The organism is Ideonella sp. P3_A4, from assembly GCF_056403075.1.
The window spans coordinates 16657-31360 of record NZ_JBFUGE010000021.1 but is presented as its reverse complement, the minus strand read 5'-3'; the positions used below and the strand labels follow the sequence as shown (position 1 = coordinate 31360).

General features: G+C 67.2%; 15 protein-coding genes. 3 read left to right on the top strand and 12 right to left on the bottom strand.

The annotated features are described in order from the left end of the window. The 9 genes from AC1DYI_RS04670 to AC1DYI_RS04630 all read right to left on the bottom strand — a co-directional run. A partial coding sequence (locus AC1DYI_RS04670) for a type II secretion system F family protein (RefSeq protein WP_477202909.1) occupies window positions 1-919 on the bottom strand: 919 nt, incomplete at its 3' end. After that, complete coding sequence (locus AC1DYI_RS04665) at window positions 916-2625, bottom strand: GspE/PulE family protein (RefSeq protein ID WP_477202908.1); 1710 nt, start codon at window positions 2623-2625, stop codon at window positions 916-918. The genes AC1DYI_RS04670 and AC1DYI_RS04665, both read right to left, overlap by 4 nt. A 17-nt stretch (window positions 2626-2642) precedes the next feature. Beyond that, window positions 2643-4310 carry a pilus (MSHA type) biogenesis protein MshL gene (gene mshL, locus AC1DYI_RS04660; protein ID WP_477202907.1) on the bottom strand — a complete coding sequence of 556 codons (1668 nt, stop codon included), beginning with the start codon at window positions 4308-4310 and terminating at the stop codon, window positions 2643-2645. A 53-nt stretch (window positions 4311-4363) separates the two neighbouring features. Continuing rightward, window positions 4364-5005, bottom strand: a complete 642-nt coding sequence (locus AC1DYI_RS04655) for a hypothetical protein (RefSeq protein ID WP_477202906.1) — start codon at window positions 5003-5005, stop codon at window positions 4364-4366. Further along, complete coding sequence (locus AC1DYI_RS04650) at window positions 5002-5559, bottom strand: hypothetical protein (protein ID WP_477202905.1); 558 nt, start codon at window positions 5557-5559, stop codon at window positions 5002-5004. Before AC1DYI_RS04650 ends, AC1DYI_RS04655 begins: the two co-directional genes overlap by 4 nt. Further along, window positions 5556-6866 carry a hypothetical protein gene (locus AC1DYI_RS04645; RefSeq protein WP_477202904.1) on the bottom strand — a complete coding sequence of 437 codons (1311 nt, stop codon included), beginning with the start codon at window positions 6864-6866 and terminating at the stop codon, window positions 5556-5558. Before AC1DYI_RS04645 ends, AC1DYI_RS04650 begins: the two co-directional genes overlap by 4 nt. A gap of 89 nt (window positions 6867-6955) precedes the next feature. Next, entirely contained in the window at window positions 6956-7393 is a 438-nt protein-coding gene (locus AC1DYI_RS04640; protein WP_477202903.1) for a hypothetical protein, read from the bottom strand. Window positions 7394-7535: 142 nt separating this feature from the next. Next, window positions 7536-8315, bottom strand: coding sequence for a type II secretion system protein (locus tag AC1DYI_RS04635; RefSeq protein ID WP_477202902.1), 780 nt, complete (start codon window positions 8313-8315; stop codon window positions 7536-7538). A 298-nt stretch (window positions 8316-8613) separates the two neighbouring features. After that, window positions 8614-9750 (bottom strand): MFS transporter, encoded by a 1137-nt coding sequence (locus AC1DYI_RS04630; protein WP_477202901.1) that lies wholly within the window; start codon window positions 9748-9750, stop codon window positions 8614-8616. A 70-nt stretch (window positions 9751-9820) separates the two neighbouring features. Here AC1DYI_RS04630 and AC1DYI_RS04625 point away from each other — a divergent pair, with 70 nt between their 5' ends. The 3 genes from AC1DYI_RS04625 to AC1DYI_RS04615 all read left to right on the top strand — a co-directional run bounded on the left by AC1DYI_RS04625 (window position 9821) and on the right by AC1DYI_RS04615 (window position 12298). Further along, window positions 9821-10711 (top strand): LysR family transcriptional regulator, encoded by an 891-nt coding sequence (locus AC1DYI_RS04625; protein WP_477202900.1) that lies wholly within the window; start codon window positions 9821-9823, stop codon window positions 10709-10711. A 115-nt stretch (window positions 10712-10826) separates the two neighbouring features. Further along, on the top strand, window positions 10827-11423 hold the full coding sequence (locus AC1DYI_RS04620; RefSeq protein ID WP_477202899.1) for a lytic polysaccharide monooxygenase: 597 nt from the start codon (window positions 10827-10829) through the stop codon (window positions 11421-11423). Between the two features lie 89 nt (window positions 11424-11512). Beyond that, entirely contained in the window at window positions 11513-12298 is a 786-nt protein-coding gene (locus tag AC1DYI_RS04615) for a sterol desaturase family protein (RefSeq protein ID WP_477202898.1), read from the top strand. Window positions 12299-12308: 10 nt separating this feature from the next. On the opposite strand, the gene AC1DYI_RS04610 is transcribed toward AC1DYI_RS04615, so the two are convergent. The 3 genes from AC1DYI_RS04610 to AC1DYI_RS04600 form a co-directional block, all read right to left on the bottom strand. Then, a complete protein-coding gene (locus AC1DYI_RS04610) occupies window positions 12309-12776 on the bottom strand; it encodes a thioredoxin family protein (RefSeq protein WP_477202897.1) in 468 nt (155 codons plus the stop codon). A 74-nt stretch (window positions 12777-12850) separates the two neighbouring features. Continuing rightward, a complete protein-coding gene (locus AC1DYI_RS04605) occupies window positions 12851-14173 on the bottom strand; it encodes a TRAP transporter large permease (protein WP_477202896.1) in 1323 nt (440 codons plus the stop codon). Between the two features lie 13 nt (window positions 14174-14186). Then, entirely contained in the window at window positions 14187-14675 is a 489-nt protein-coding gene (locus tag AC1DYI_RS04600) for a TRAP transporter small permease (RefSeq protein WP_477202895.1), read from the bottom strand. Between the last annotated feature and the right edge of the window lie 29 nt (window positions 14676-14704).

The window sequence follows — 14704 nt, the reverse complement described above, 5'->3', positions numbered from 1 at the left end:
GCTCGAGGATCTTCAGGCTGCCGACGATGTCGATGCCGCTGCGCACCAGGATGCCCAGGTACTCGGAGAAGAACGCCACACCGGACGCCACCAGAATGCCCCGCACGATGGGCACGCGGTGCATGACCGTGAAGGTGCCTTTGCGGACGCGCTCGCTGGTCTTCCACGTCAGCACTGCGGCAACCACCGACCCGACGATGACCAAGAACAACGCCGTCGCATGGTCGGACAACCACTGCGCCAGGGCCAGCACCTGCACCGTGAACGCCGGTAGCTTGGCATTGAGCTGCTTGAACAGCTGCACCAGGTTGGGCAGCACGTAGACGATCCAGAACGCGCCGGCACCCAGGACCGCCAACAAAGACAAGGCCGGGTAGATCAACGCCTGCTTGGCGTTGGCACGCAAGGCCAGCACACGCGCCATGTGGCTGGACGCCTCCAGCAGCATGTCGCTCAGGTTGCCGGACTCTTCGCCGATCAGCACCAGGCCGCACACCGTCGACGGAAACACGTCGGTCTGGCGCTGAATCGCGTCGCTCAGCGTGTTGCCCGCGTCCAGGTCTTCGTTCAGCTGCTTGCAGACCCGGATCGCGTGGGCGCTGCTTTCATCCTGCCCGTCGTCGATGCAGCTGCGGATGGCCTCGCGAATCGGGATCCCTGCGCCGGTCATCACCGCCAGATCGCGCAGCAGCGCAGACACCTCGTCCGGCTTGACATCGCCCCGAATCATGCGCAGGGCTCGATTGCCCAGATTCGCCAACCAGGCCGGCAGCTTGTGCAAGCGCACGACGATGCTGTGCTCGTAGGTGCGTTCGAGCCACGCCCGTGCCGATGCAGGCAGCTCCATCGGGATCGCCTCGAGGCCGACACGGGTGCCCCCGGTTGGCAGCAGCAGCTGGTAGAAGTAGACCGCTCTCATTCGGCCGCGCCTTCACCGGTGGGGCCTTCGCCGACCACGCGAAAGACCTCTTCCGAGGTCGTCTGGCCGGCCAGCACGCGCCGCTTGCCCAGCTCGACGATCGGCCGAAAGCCGTTGTCGTTGGCCAACCTTCGGATCGCCTCGCGGCCGACGTCATCGGCGATGGCGTTGGCCAGCACGTCGTCGACCTCGAGCATCTCGTACAGCGGCAAGCGGCCCATGAAGCCGGTGTGCCGGCAGGCGTCACAGCCTGTGCCCCTGGTTCCCTCGGTGCCCATGCGAACGCCGAGCCAGGCGCACTCCGCCGCGGTCAACGCGACCGCGGCCGAACAGTGCGGGCAGTTGCGGCGCACCAGACGCTGGTTGATGACCAGCCGCAGGTTTTCTGCAATCTCCTGCGGCAGCAGCCCCATCGGCCGCAGACGCGGCACCACGCCGAAGACCGTGGTCACATGCAGTGTCGACAGCACCAGGTGCCCCGTGGCGGCAGCTTCGAAGGCCGCTCGCGCTGTCTCGGGATCACGCATCTCACCGACCAGGATCACATCGGGGTCGTGGCGTAGAAAGTGCCGCAGCGCGGTGCTGAAGTCGTAGCCCGCGCGGCGGTTGACTTCGGTCTGCCCCGCGACGCAAACGCGGTACTCCAACGGGTCTTCGACAGTCAGCACGTTGCGCTCGACCAGGCGCTGCTGCCGCAGGCCGGCGTGCAGCGTGCTGCTCTTGCCCGAGCCGGTCGGGCCGGTCATCAGCACCAGCCCGACCGGGCTGCTCATCATGCGTGCGATGACGGCCACGTCGTCGGCAAAGTAGCCCAGCGTCAGCAGGTCTTTCGCGTCGCGCGATTCGGGCAGCAGCCGCATGACCATGCGTTCGCCGAACTCGGCGACGATCGTCGACACACGAACGGTGATCTGCATGTCGAGCACCTGGACCCTGAAGCTGCCGTCCTGCGGCCGGCGGTGCTCGGCAATGTCCATCTCGGCCTGCAGCTTGATGAAGCTCAACAGCCGGCTCAAGGCCATCGGCATCGCGGTGATCGGCTGCAGCACGCCATCGATGCGAAAGAGGATGTGCAGGCTGCTGGCGCTGTGGGTCAGGTGGATGTCGGTGGCGCGCTCGCGCACGGCCCAGTGCAGGATGTTGTCGAGCAACACCGCTGGTGCGTGGGTGTTGTCCGAGTCCGCGGCCAGGGCACGCACCTCTTTGTCGACGTTCTTTTCCGGCGGGTTGAACGCGAAGTAGTAGGTGTGCTTGGTCAGCCGGGCCACGTGCGAGAACGGGCCCATCACGAAGTCGCAGGCCAGGCCGACCCGCCGCAACACCTTCTGCGCCACCTCGGCTGGCAGCGCGTCGCCGAGCAGCACCTTCAACTTGTCGCTGCTGCGGCGCAGCGGCAGGAAGCCGCCGTGCTGGCAGAACTCCTTGTTGAACAGCGACAGCACCGTCTTGTCCGGTGACTCCAGCCGCTCGACGTCGACGACGTCGATGCCGAGGATCTCGCCCAGCATCCGGGTGACCTGGATCTCGTCGACCAGGCCTTCTTCGATCAGCACCTGCCACAGGTGCCGCTCGCCGATGGCGCGCTTTTGCCGCACGTACTCGAGCTCGGTGGCGTCGAGCACCGCGCGTTCGACCAGCGACTGGCCAAGCCGCAGCTCGATCGCGGCGCTGGAGGCCGTGCCGTTGATCATCGCGGGGGCGAGCATGTGGATCTGCCTCGCGCTCAAGGTGCGACGCGGGCGCGCAGCACGACCACCAGCTCGCGCGTCGCATGCTTCTTCGTCGTGCTGTTGAACAGCGCACCGGCGGCCGGCACGTCGCCCAGGCCGGGCACGCCCTTGTTGGTACCGATCAGCTGCTGGTCGATCAGGCCGCCGATCAGCACCGTCTCGCCGCTGCGCAGGTTCAGCGTCGTCGACACCGACTTGGTGTTGACCACCGGCAAAGTGACCTTCAGGCCCGCCCCGACGTCGCGCAGCTCCAGGCTGTCGGCATTGACCTCGTTCTGGCTAGGCTTGACGAACAGCTCGATGCTGCCGTCGTTGCGCGCTGCCGCCACCACGCCAAAGACGATGCCGGAGAAGATCGAATCGGTCTCGATGTCGGCGGCTGTGCTGGTGCCACCGCCACCAACGGCCGTCTGCGACGTCACCTTGCGCACATAGCGGATGTTGGTGCCCACGCTCAGCAGTGCCGGCACCCCATTGCGCAGGCGCACCGTGGGGTTGGACAGCACCCGCACCGTGCCGAAGCTGCGCAGCGCGTTCACGGCCATCGAGAAGCTGTCGTTGCCGACCACCAGCCCGCCCGCGCCATCTCCGCCGGCCGTCTGGGCAGGCAGCGTGATCGTCCGGTTGCCCAGGCCAGGCGGCAAATGAATGCTGGACAGGTTCGTCAGCCCCGAGACGGTCGCCGGGTTCACGCCAAGCCTGCCCACCAGGTTGCGCGACAGCACGCTCCAGTCGATGCCGATCGAGGTGCCGTCGTTCAACTGAACGTCGACGATCTGCGCGTCGATCTGGATGATCCGGTCCCGGTAGCCCTTGGCCTTCTGGATCCAGTTCTCGACCAGGCGCATCTTCGACGGCCGAGCCGACACGACGAGCAGCCCGTTCGCCTTGTCCAGCACGTAGCGCGGGCCGTCATGGTCGGCACTCGCGTTGACCTTGCCCAGCACACCCTCCAGGGACTTGGTGAGGTTCTCGTAGTTGTCGGACTTGTCGCCGAACTCGCCGCCCAGCGAGGCGATGTCCTTCAGGCCGGAGTTGCCGTCCTTGGAGCCGCCCGACCCCATCAGGTCACCGCCGCTGCCGGCTGTCAGATGGGTCCGCCCCTGGAGCATGTCGATCTCGAAGGTGCGTTCGCACAGCAGCGACACGGCCATCACGCCATCGGGGCCCATGACGGCATCGACGTCGAACAGCGAGAGGATGCGCCGCAGCGCCTGGACGCCGGTCACCGAGTGCAGGTACAGGTTCGCCTTCTGCGGCAGCGCCAGAACACGCGGGTCGACCGACATGCTGACGCCAAGTTCACGCGCCAGCAGCGACAACAAGGGCCCGATCGGCGTGCCACGCACGTCGACGCTGATGGTCTTCTTCAGTGCCTCCGTCTCGAAGGGGTCGACGATGACCGGCGGCGGGCTCACCGCATCACCCGAGCGTTCGACACCCTGGCGCAGCTTGTCCGCTTGTTGCGCCAGATCGCCCGAGCTGCGCTCGACCGTGGAGCGGGCCATGTCGATCGGCTCGTTGGCCGATTCGCCCAGGCCTTCCTGGCTTCTGAAGCCCGATGCGCAAGCCGCCAGGAACAGCGGTGCCAGCAAGACCAGCAAGATCAACAAACCACCCCGCGCCGTCTTGCGCGCCAGCTGGCGTCCGGTACTGCGCATGAAGTCTTCCCCTGGTAGGCCGTGAAGCTGACGGGCCGGATTCGATGGGTCGCTCATTGGCCCGCCGCGACGTTGCCGGCGATCACCGCCTCGTCCATGAAATCGGTGCGCAGCTGCTTTTGTGCGGCGGCGATCTGACCGAGCTTGGCCTTGATCCGGTCGGCCTGTTCCTTGGACGGCTGCTTGCCTTCGGGAACCTCGGCGCGCAGCGCCTGCAGGTCACCGGTCAGTGCCTGCAACTGCGTTGCCACGGCCAGGTTCTGCCGCAGGACGTCCAGGCGGATGCCGTTGATGTTGGGCGACCCGTTGGCCTGCTCGAGGCTCAGCAGCATGGCGGACACCTTGCGCGGGTCCTGGCGATCCTGAGGCCCCAGCTTGTCCAGCTCACGCTTGACCGCCGCCAGGCGCGCCTGGCGCTCCATGCGCGCCTTGTCGCTCAATGGAGACTGGCTCGCCGAAGACGCCGCTGCGGCCGAGCGCCAAGCCGGTGCGCTGGGTGCGGCGCTGAAGGTCGCCCCCGTGGTTGCGGCTGGCTCCTTCTGCGCAAGGACCGCAGATGATGCCGTGGCCCTGGGGCCCGACGGCACCTGGCGGGCGGGATGGTCCGCACCGGCACTGCGCCCCCACCTTGTGGTGAGGCCGATGACGACAGCTGCGATCAAGACGATCGCGATCAACAAACTCTTGGTGGTCACTGGGATCCCTCCACATTGGATGTGTTGTCTCCGACAGGGCTGGAAGCCGCGCCAGACGCTGGAATGGAAATGGCGCCGAAGCCCTGAAGCCGCCCGGACGCGCCTTGCGCCGACTGGGTGGCCAAGCCATGCCTGTCGATGGCACTGACCTTCGATCCGTCCGGCAGCACGTCGCCGACGTGGACCTGCCGATCGCCCAGCAGCACCACCGGCTGGCGCTTGCCGACGGTGATGACGGCCAGCCCTTCGGCCAGCAGTTGCGACATCTCCATCGTCGGCTCGGTGCCTTGGGCGGCCGCGGCCGAGTACTCGGCGACGAGCATCCGGGTCGCCACGCCACCCTGCCCTTTCAGTCGTTCCTGGAGCCGGGGCAGGCTCGCGTCGACGGTATCCATCTGCGCGATCAGTTCGTCCGCGGCCGGCGGCGACATCGAGGTCGTCGCCGGTCGGGGCGCCGTGTGCCGCAGCCCGACGAAGGCCAGGTCAAAAGCCAACAGCGCGAACGCCGAGCCGAGAAAGGCCGATGTCCGGTACTTCGGTGCGACCGGCTTCATGGGCGGGCCTCCGAAGCCCCATGGGCCGACGAGAGCCTGAACGCGAACAGGCGGCCCGCCATCGAGCCATTGCTGCTGTTGCCGCCGCGGTATTCGGCCGGCTCGACACGCCAACCGGCGGCGTTCAGTTGCTGCACGAAACCTGAAAGCACCGCGTCGCCCGGCTCGCGCGCTTCCGGCAACAGTCCTTCGATGAAGACCTCGGAGCCTGGCGACGCCGGCGCAGCCGCACCGGCCTTGGGGGCCGAGCGCTCCTCGAGCCGCACGCTGAGAATTCGAACCCGGCCGCTGCTGGCCCCGTGCAGTGCGTCCAGCAGGTGGTGCAGGTCCACACCGTCGACCAGGCGCAATGCGTCCTGCTGGAAGGTCAGCTGCCGCGAGAGGTCTTCACGCACCGGCGAGACCCGCGCCGGCCCTTGTTGACGCTCGGCCATCGAGGCCACCGAGCCTTCGATCTTCAGGGCCTCGGTCTGTTTCCTGTCAGCCTCCAGCAGCCAGCTCGCCCCGAGCGCGCCCAACGCCACCCCCACGGCGATTGCCAGCCCGACGGTGGGCGCGGCCATGCGCTCCAGCGTGTAGAGCCATCGGTCCAGACGCTGCCCTATCGCCTGGCGTGGGTGAAGCATCGAAGCCGCCCATGGCAAGCCGGAGAAGAACGCCTGCTGACCGTCGCCCGCTTGAAACGACTGCTGAATGACCCGACACGTCACGCCGAAGGCTTGTTCGAACCCGCGCAGGGCAGCCCCGCTGTCGCCGCCTCGATTCAGCAACGGCACCCACTCGACYGGAGCATCCGCTTCCGGTCTGGCGGCAGAACGCCGGTCCGTCTGGGACTGCAGCACCTGCAGGGCGAGCGAGCGGCCGGCCGACTCGAGGTCTTCTTCGCCGTCACTGAACGCCACCACGTTGAAGAAGGCGAACTGGCGTCCGTCGCGGGCCAGGTACGTCAGCCGGACGCCGTCCTGCACCACGCGTGCGTTCCCTTCTTCCAGGCCGTGGTGAAGCAGCGCCAACCAGGAAAACGCGACGCAAAGCACCGGCTGTGCTTCCAGCCAACTCTGGAAGCGTTGCCACTGCGGCAGCGGCACGGCCGAGTACAGGGCCATGTAGCTGTCGCGGTGGCGCAGGATCTCGTGCACCAGCACCTTGGCATCGCCATCGATGTCGCCGCTCTGGCGCAGTTGCCGCTCGATCAGCACCGCGGCAAATTGCGGCTTGCCGTTCAGGCTCACCACACCCACCGTCTCGGTGCCCGGGCACCACACGACGCGCGAGACGTGCTCCAGTGGCTCGAAGGGTTCCGCCATGCGCGCACCTTCCTGAAGGAACGCAACCCATTGCGGTTCTCCGGCGAAGAGGACTTGCTCGACGGCGCTGGTTTGAACGGCAGCCGGTGTCATGACCGCACGAGGCCCGGATCGGGTTGGCCAGGGGCTGGCGCGCCGGTGGTCTTGAAGATCAGCCGCCCCTTGAGCGTGACGACCAGCAAGGTGCCGGGCTTGGGCGGCGAAGAGAACAAGTCCTCCTCGGGCGATTGAACCGAGAACTCGAACGCCGTGGGCGCGAACAACTTCGTGGCGTCGGGTCGCAGCTCAGCCAGCAGGGCATTGAGCGCGGCACGCGACATCGGCTCTTGCCGAACGTCCAACCTGCGCTGACCCCAGCCCGCTTGCGACAGCCCCACCTGGTCCACCTGCCCGAGCAGTTCGCGTGCACGGCGCTCGGCCATGGCGCGCCGATCCGCACCCGCCGCGGCTTGCTGCTGTTGTTCGAAGTCGGCCGTGGCGCGCTCCAGCCGTTGGCTGGACTGGTCCAGTCGGTGCTTGCCCAGCATCAGCAGACCGGCGGAGGCGGTTGCGCAGAGCGCGCAGGCAACGAAGAGCCTGGTCCCGGCCGGCTTCAGCCGCACCGCCCATGGCAACGCACCGCGAGTGCGCCAAGAAATGGAGTTAGACATCTTCAATCCAACCTGGCCATCACTGGTTCATCTTGTAATGGGCCACCACCGTCAGCACCTGGGCTTCGCGGTCGATGGTGGTGCCCGACGAGCCCGAGTACGCCTGGGTGTTGTCGCCAACCCAATCGAGGCCCGCGGTGGCACCGGCGCCGGCGGTCACGCCTTCTTGGCGGAACGAACCGCTGTTCGCATCGGCATTGCCTTTGATGCCCGAGGCCAGCGAGCGCGCCAGGTCGGGCGTCAGGCCGCTGATCACCATCACGTTGCCGGTGCCAGAGCGTGTGCCAGGCGGGTTCCACTGGAAGCAGACCTGCAACTCTTGCGGGTTTCCGTTGGTGTCCAGATAGACGTAGCGGTCTTCCATGCCGATGCCACGCCCCTGGGGTAACTCGATACCGGCTTGCAGCATCTCTTGCCGCAGGCTGACGCTGGCCTCCATCGCACGGGTCATCCGGCGACCCGCCGACTTTTCGCAAACGGCCGGAGGGGGTGTCGCGGTGGTGAGGTCGCCACCGAGCGCGCCGGCGTATTTCTGGCCGTTGACCATCAGCCGCGGCGCCTGGTGGTTGTCGCCAACCGGGGCGCCGTATCGCTGGACGTAGCTGTTGTAGGCCACCGCCCATTGGTTGACGAAGGCCTGCCGGATCTTCAGGTACTCGGCATTGCGCTGCGCATCGCGGCCGATCATCACGGCGCCGAGGATGGCGCCGATGATCACCAGCACGATGGCCATCTCCAGCAGCGTGAAGCCGCTGGCGGCGTGCCGCCTCGAGACGGGAATGGGGCGAGGTGCAAACATGGTCGAGATGTCTCCGTACGAACCGGGGCTGCCAATGCCCCATCGCCAAGGCGGTGGTCTCACGAGGCTGTTGTGAGCCGCTCTGGGCGCAAGGATTTCGCGGACGGAGGTCGACGCTTCGCCTTTGCGACGAAGCGGATCAATCTCGCTTCAGGGCGGCGATTTCAGGCAACGAGTCGATGCCTGCCGTGACGGCCGGGCACGACGCCTGGTACGGGCGGGCTGTCGGCCGCACCACTCACGCCTTGCCAGCCGCACGACCAGTGACGAACCGTGACGAGGTCTCGTGCGCCGGACCTCAAAGCCGGATCGTCAACGCCGCCGCCAACGCCACGGCGACCATCGCCACGCAAGTCGACGCCGTACCGACCACGCCGACCGCAGCGCCCAACAACGCTGGACCGGCCACCGCGCAACCATGGAGCATCAGGTTGCGCACGGCCAGCGTGCGGGTGTGGGTGGCGGGGTTCGAACGCTGATGCAGCAACGACAGCACAGGGCTCAGCGACAGCCCGAGTCCCATGCCGGCCAAGGTCTGCGCCACGGCGTGGACCCACCACGGCCAATGCCCGACAAAACTCAGCAAGCCCAGCATCGCCGCAGCCATCGACACGCGCACCAGCGTCGCTTCGGCCAAGCCCGGCAGCAGCCGCGGGCCCAGCAGCCGCGCCAGCAAGACGCCAAAGCCGAGCAAGGACACCACCAGCGTCAGCTGCGTGGCGGGCCAGCCCTCGGCATGCGCCCGCAGGATCACCAGCGTGGCCAAGGCGTTCCATGAGACAGAGATCACCGTCTCGGCCGCCAGCACCGCACGCACGCCTGCCCCCAGCGGTGGCCGCGCTGCGCCGACATGGGGACGGGACGTTAGCGTGGGTCCCGCCGGCCAGGCGAGGGCCAGCACGAGCCCGGCCACAAAAGCCAGCCCGCCGAGCGCAGCTAGGCATGCTGCCTTGCCGCCCACAGTCAGCACCGCGCCCGCGACCAAGGGGCCGCCGCAGGCCGAGAGCGCCGTGGCGAGCGAAAACCGCTCGTAGGCCCGCGCGTCACCTGCCGCGACACACTGGCCCAACACACGCTGCGCGCTGATGGCGGTCATGCTGTAGCCGACACCCACACCGGCCGCCAGCACGAAGAGCATGGTGATGCCGCCGGCCAGCGCCAAGCCGAGCAACAGCCCCGCGCTGAGCACCAGGCCCCAGGCCGCGATGCGTCGCGCGCCCCATCGCCCGATCAGCGCTGCAATAGGCAGCGACAGCAAGGCCGGCGCCAGCGCCTGCACGGCAATCAGCGCCCCGGCCACGGACGGGCTGCCGCCACGTTGCAGTGCCAGCAACGGCAACACGGTGCGCGCGCCGCTCATCACGGCGTGGTGCAGCATGCAGATCACCACGATGCGCTGAGAAGACGGGTTCCACAGACCTCGAAGCAATCGCATTCCGACGATGCTGCCCTGTGCGGCTACATTTGAAAATTGAAATGTTCGGATAGGTACATCAGGAATTCCAATGCGTGAACTCAAGCTCGACCAATTGCGCACCCTGGTGACGGTGGTGGAACTGGGCAGCTTCACGCTGGCTGCGCGTGCGCTGCATCTGTCGCAACCCACCGTCAGCCTCCACATCACTGAACTGGAGAAGCGCCTGGAGCAGCCGCTTCTCACGCGCGGCTTTCGCCAACTGGCGGCCACGCCCGCCGGCGAAGAGCTGGTGCGGCGCGCACGCCGGCTGCTACGCGAAGCCGACGATGCAGTCGAGGCCGTCGCGCGCTTGCGGGCCGACGCGCTGGCGCGGCTGCGCATCGGCGCGTCCACCGGTGGCTTGTCGCGCATGCTGCCGACGGTGATGCGCGAGCTCAGCACCGGCTGGCCTGGTGTGCAGTTGGAGCTGCGCACTGGTCGGTCACCCGAACTGCTGGACTGGCTGGCCGCCGGCAGCGTCGACCTGGTGCTCGTGGCGCAGCGCGAGGCCCTGCCCGACGCGATCGTCGCCCTGCCCTGGCACCGCACGGCGCTGGTGGCACTGCTGCCGCTGGCGTGGCAGGTGCCCGCCCAGGTCACGCCGCGCTGGCTGGCCGCGCGGCCGTTGATCGTCAACGAGCCGTCCACCCACATCCACGGCCAGGTGATGGGTTGGTTCGCCCAGGCCGGGCTGCAGCCGACAGTGCGGCTGGAAATGCCGTTCGAGGAAGTCGCCGCCGGCCTGGTGGGTGCGGGCTATGGCGCCGCCCTGCTGCCGGCGCGCCCCGACTGGATGCGCGTGTCGGACACGCTGCAGATTCGCCCCCTGCGGCCGGCACTGCAACGCAGCGTCGTGGTCTGCCACCGCAAGGCCGAAGAACCCGGCTCGCTGGCCTTGCGAGTCGCCAAAACCATCTGCCGCTTGCAGCCGGCGGACTGAAAGCGGTATCAGATACCTCCGCTTTCAAATACCAGAAAGGAACCAATAGAAGACCTCTTGCGCACCAATAGGGGGCTTTCGACAATTTGCCGCCACCACACAGGAAGGAAACCCCATGAACCTGTCTCGAATCGCTTTGCTGAGCCTGGCCGCGGCGATGCCGTTGTCCGCCGCCGCCCATGGCTACATCAGCGCCCCCGAATCCCGCGGCTACCTTTGCAAGCTGGGTACCAACACCAACTGCGGCGCGATCCAGTGGGAGCCCCAAAGCCTGGAGGCCCCATCGGGCTGGCCCACCAACGGCCCGGCGGACCAGCACATCGCCAGCGCCGGGCATGACAGCTTCGCCGAGCTGGACGTGCAGACCAAAACCCGCTGGATCAAGCGCAAGATCAAGGCCGGCACCAACACCTTCACCTGGAACTTCACCGCCAACCACGTGACGCGCAACTGGCGCTACTACATCACCAAGGCCGGTTGGAACCCGGCGCAGAAGCTGACCCGTGCGTCGTTCGAGAGCACGCCGTTCTGCACCGCCGACGGCGGCATGAAGCAGCCGCCGATGACTGTCACCCACACCTGCAACGTGCCGGTGCGCCACGGCTACCAGATCATCCTGGGCGTCTGGGAAATCGGCGACACCTCGAACAGCTTCTACAACGTGGTCGACGTGAAGTTCCCGGCGGCCGCCGACGCGGCTGACAGCGAGTGACGCCTCGGCCGATGTAAGGCCGTGTCGTCCAGAGCCGACTGAGTGTCGGGCCGGCGTTGTTTGCCGGCCCGAGCATGCAGGAGGCTGCCATGACGACCGAAGACCTGATCGGCTTGTTGATCCCCTTGATGTGGCTGGCCATGYTGGCCTGGGAGGCCTTGGCCCCTGCGCGGGCCTGGCCCAGCATCCGCTGGTGGCGCACCAAGTCGGTCGCCTTCTTCGTGATGCTGATGGGGCTGAATGCGGTGCTTCCCAGCCTGCTGCCGCCCGAGATCACTGCCCACCATCTGTTCAACGGCGCCCGGCTCGGCATCATCGGCGGCGTGCTGGTGGGCTTGCCGGTCTTCACGCTGGCCACGGCGCTGCTGCACCGCGCCTACCACCGCTTCGACTTGCTCTGGCGCTGGGTTCACCAGCTGCACCACTCACCGCAGCGGCTGGACGTGGCCGGCTCGGTGCTCTTCACACCGCAAGAGGTGGTGCTGAACGTCGCGCTGTTCCAGCTCGTCGTCGTGTTCATCCTCGGGTTGGATCCGCTGGCCGCCGCCATCCTGGGCACGGTCGCCGCGTTCTACGGCATGTTCCAGCACTTCAACATCCACACCCCCACCTGGATGGGCTGGTTCATCCAGCGGCCCGAGGCGCATGGTGTGCACCACCGGCGCGGCGTGCATGCCTACAACTATTCCGACTTTCCGCCGTGGGACATGCTGATGGGCACCTGGCGCAATCCGCGCGACTATCGAGGCGACGTGGGCTTCGAAGGCGATTCGACGGTGCGGCTGGCGCCGATGCTGGTCGGCCGCGACGCCAACGCCACCTTGTACGGCCCAGCCAGTCGCGGCAGCCGCGATGCGGCGGCGAACCCGGCCTGAACCAGCGGCGTCAGCTCGCCCCGACCTCGCGGATGAAGCGCAGGACCTCGCTCTTGTCGTAGCTGTCGTGGCCATTCTCCAGTCGACCGGTGTCGATGGAGTGCATCGTGACACCGTCCGGCGACATGACCCAGAAGTGCGGGTAGCCCTTGGCGCGCGGCAGCTTCGAGAAGAAGCTGTCGTTGGTATTGTCCTCGCCGAAGTAGACCTTCACGACGACGAAGGTCCGGTCGAGTTCGGCCTTCACCTCGGGGTTCTTGTCCCAGAACGAATTCAGGATCAGGCACCAGCGACACCAGTCTCCACCCGCGATGACCAGCACCTTGCGATGGCTGGTTTTCGCCTGGTCGAGCGCGGTGTTGAGGGCCGACGCCGGGTTGGCTGCCGGGTCGTAGCCCGAGCCGCCGGCCGCCGCGGCGGCGTCGAGTGAGGTGAAGCCAAAAAAGGCCGCCACGATGAACGCGAGAAGAAGCTTCATGAAGAGGAGGTTCCGTCAGGTCTCGGTGTGAGCGGCAAGATCCGCCCGCGGATCGGCGATTGGACCACCAACCTTCAGTACAGCAGCCGCACCAGCCCCAGGCAAAGCGACGGGAAAAACAGCATCGCCACGGTGCGGACCACGTCGGTCGCGAGGAACGGGAACACGCCCTTGTAGGTCTCGCTCATCGGCACGTCTTTGGCGATGCTGTTGACCACGTAGACGTTCAGGCCGACCGGCGGCGCCGTCATGCCGATGCCCACCGTCATCAACACCAGGATGCCGAACCAGATCGCCTTCATCTCCAGCGACAGGCCCCACAGGTCCAGCCCCATGATGGCCGGGAACAGCACGGGGATGGTCAGCAGCATCATCGACAGCTCGTCCATCACGCAGCCGAGTGCCACGTAGAACAGCATCACCGCGCCGACGATGACCAGCGGCGCCACGTGCAGGTGCGCGACCCAATCGGCCAGCAGGCGCGGCATCGCGGTCAGCGCCAGCGACGCGTTCATCATGTCGGCGCCGAGGAAGATCATGAACACCATCGCCGAGGTTTCGGCGGTGCCGATGAAGCTGCGCACGATGCCCGCGCGGTCCAGCTCACGCCGCGCAATGGCCGCGACGAAAGTGCCCAATGCGCCGACCGCTGCGCCCTCGGTGGGCGAAAACACGCCACCGTAGATGCCGCCGAACACGACGACGAAGATCACGACGATGGGCCACACGCCGACCAACGCATGCCAGCGTTGGCGCCAGGGCACCGGCTCGCTCGGCATCGCCAGGCTGGGCCGCCAACGGCAAAGCAGCGCGATGACGATCAGGTAGCCGATGGCCGCCAGGATGCCGGGCACCATGGCCGCGGCGAACAGCTTGGCGATGTTCTGCTCGGTCAGGATCGCATAGACCACCAGCGGTACCGACGGCGGAATCAGGATGCCCAACGTGCCGCCCGAGGCCAGCGTGGCCGTGGACAGCCGGCCGCTGTAGCCATGGGCCTTCATCTCCGGATAGGCGACCTGCGTGATCGTGGCTGAGGTCGCCACCGATGAGCCACAGACTGCGCCGAAGGCCGCCGCACTCAACACCGCCGCCATCGCCAGCCCGCCGCGGATGTGGCCGACAAAAGCCGCAGCCGCCTGGAACAACGAACGCGACAAACCGCCCTGCGTTGCGAACTGCCCCATCAACAGGAACAGCGGAATCACCGACAGGTCGTACACCGTCAACCGCGCGACTGCAGCACCCTTCAGCTGGTTCAGCAGCACCTGGTCGTTGGTCATCGCCCAGTAGCCCAAGGCCCCGGGGATGAACATCGCCGCGGCAATCGGCACGCGCAGCGCCATCAACACCAACATGCCTGCGAACATCAGCAGGCCGATCCACAGCGGGTCCATCGTCCCTCGGTTTCTAGTTCTCGACCAACTGCCCGCCGCGCCAGCAGCGCCAAGCCTGCACCAGCGCGACCAACGCGCTCAGGGCCAGTCCGGGCGCGAGCGAGGCATAAGCCCACCACATCGGCAGGTCCAGAATCATCGAGGTCTCACCGGCCTCGCGCACCGCGATCGCACCGACGCTGGTGCGCCACGACAGCAACGCGCACATCGCCGCCAACAGCACGGCGCCGAACGCGTCGAGCCGGCGATTGGCCCGGTCAGGCAGCGCCTGGGTGAAGAAGTCGACGATGATGTTCGCGCCGTGCAGCTGCGCCCAGGGCAGGCACAACGAGATCGACAGCGCGATGCCCAGCTGTGTCAACTCGACATCGCCGGCGATCGGGCTCGACAGCAGCGCGCGCATCACGATCGAGGTGACCGTCATCGCGGCAACGACGCAGGCGACGCCGCCGCCAAGCACCGCGAACACCAACGACAGGCGTCGAAGCGGCTGACGGATCACGTTCAGGCCGTTCCCAGGACCGCAGGTCG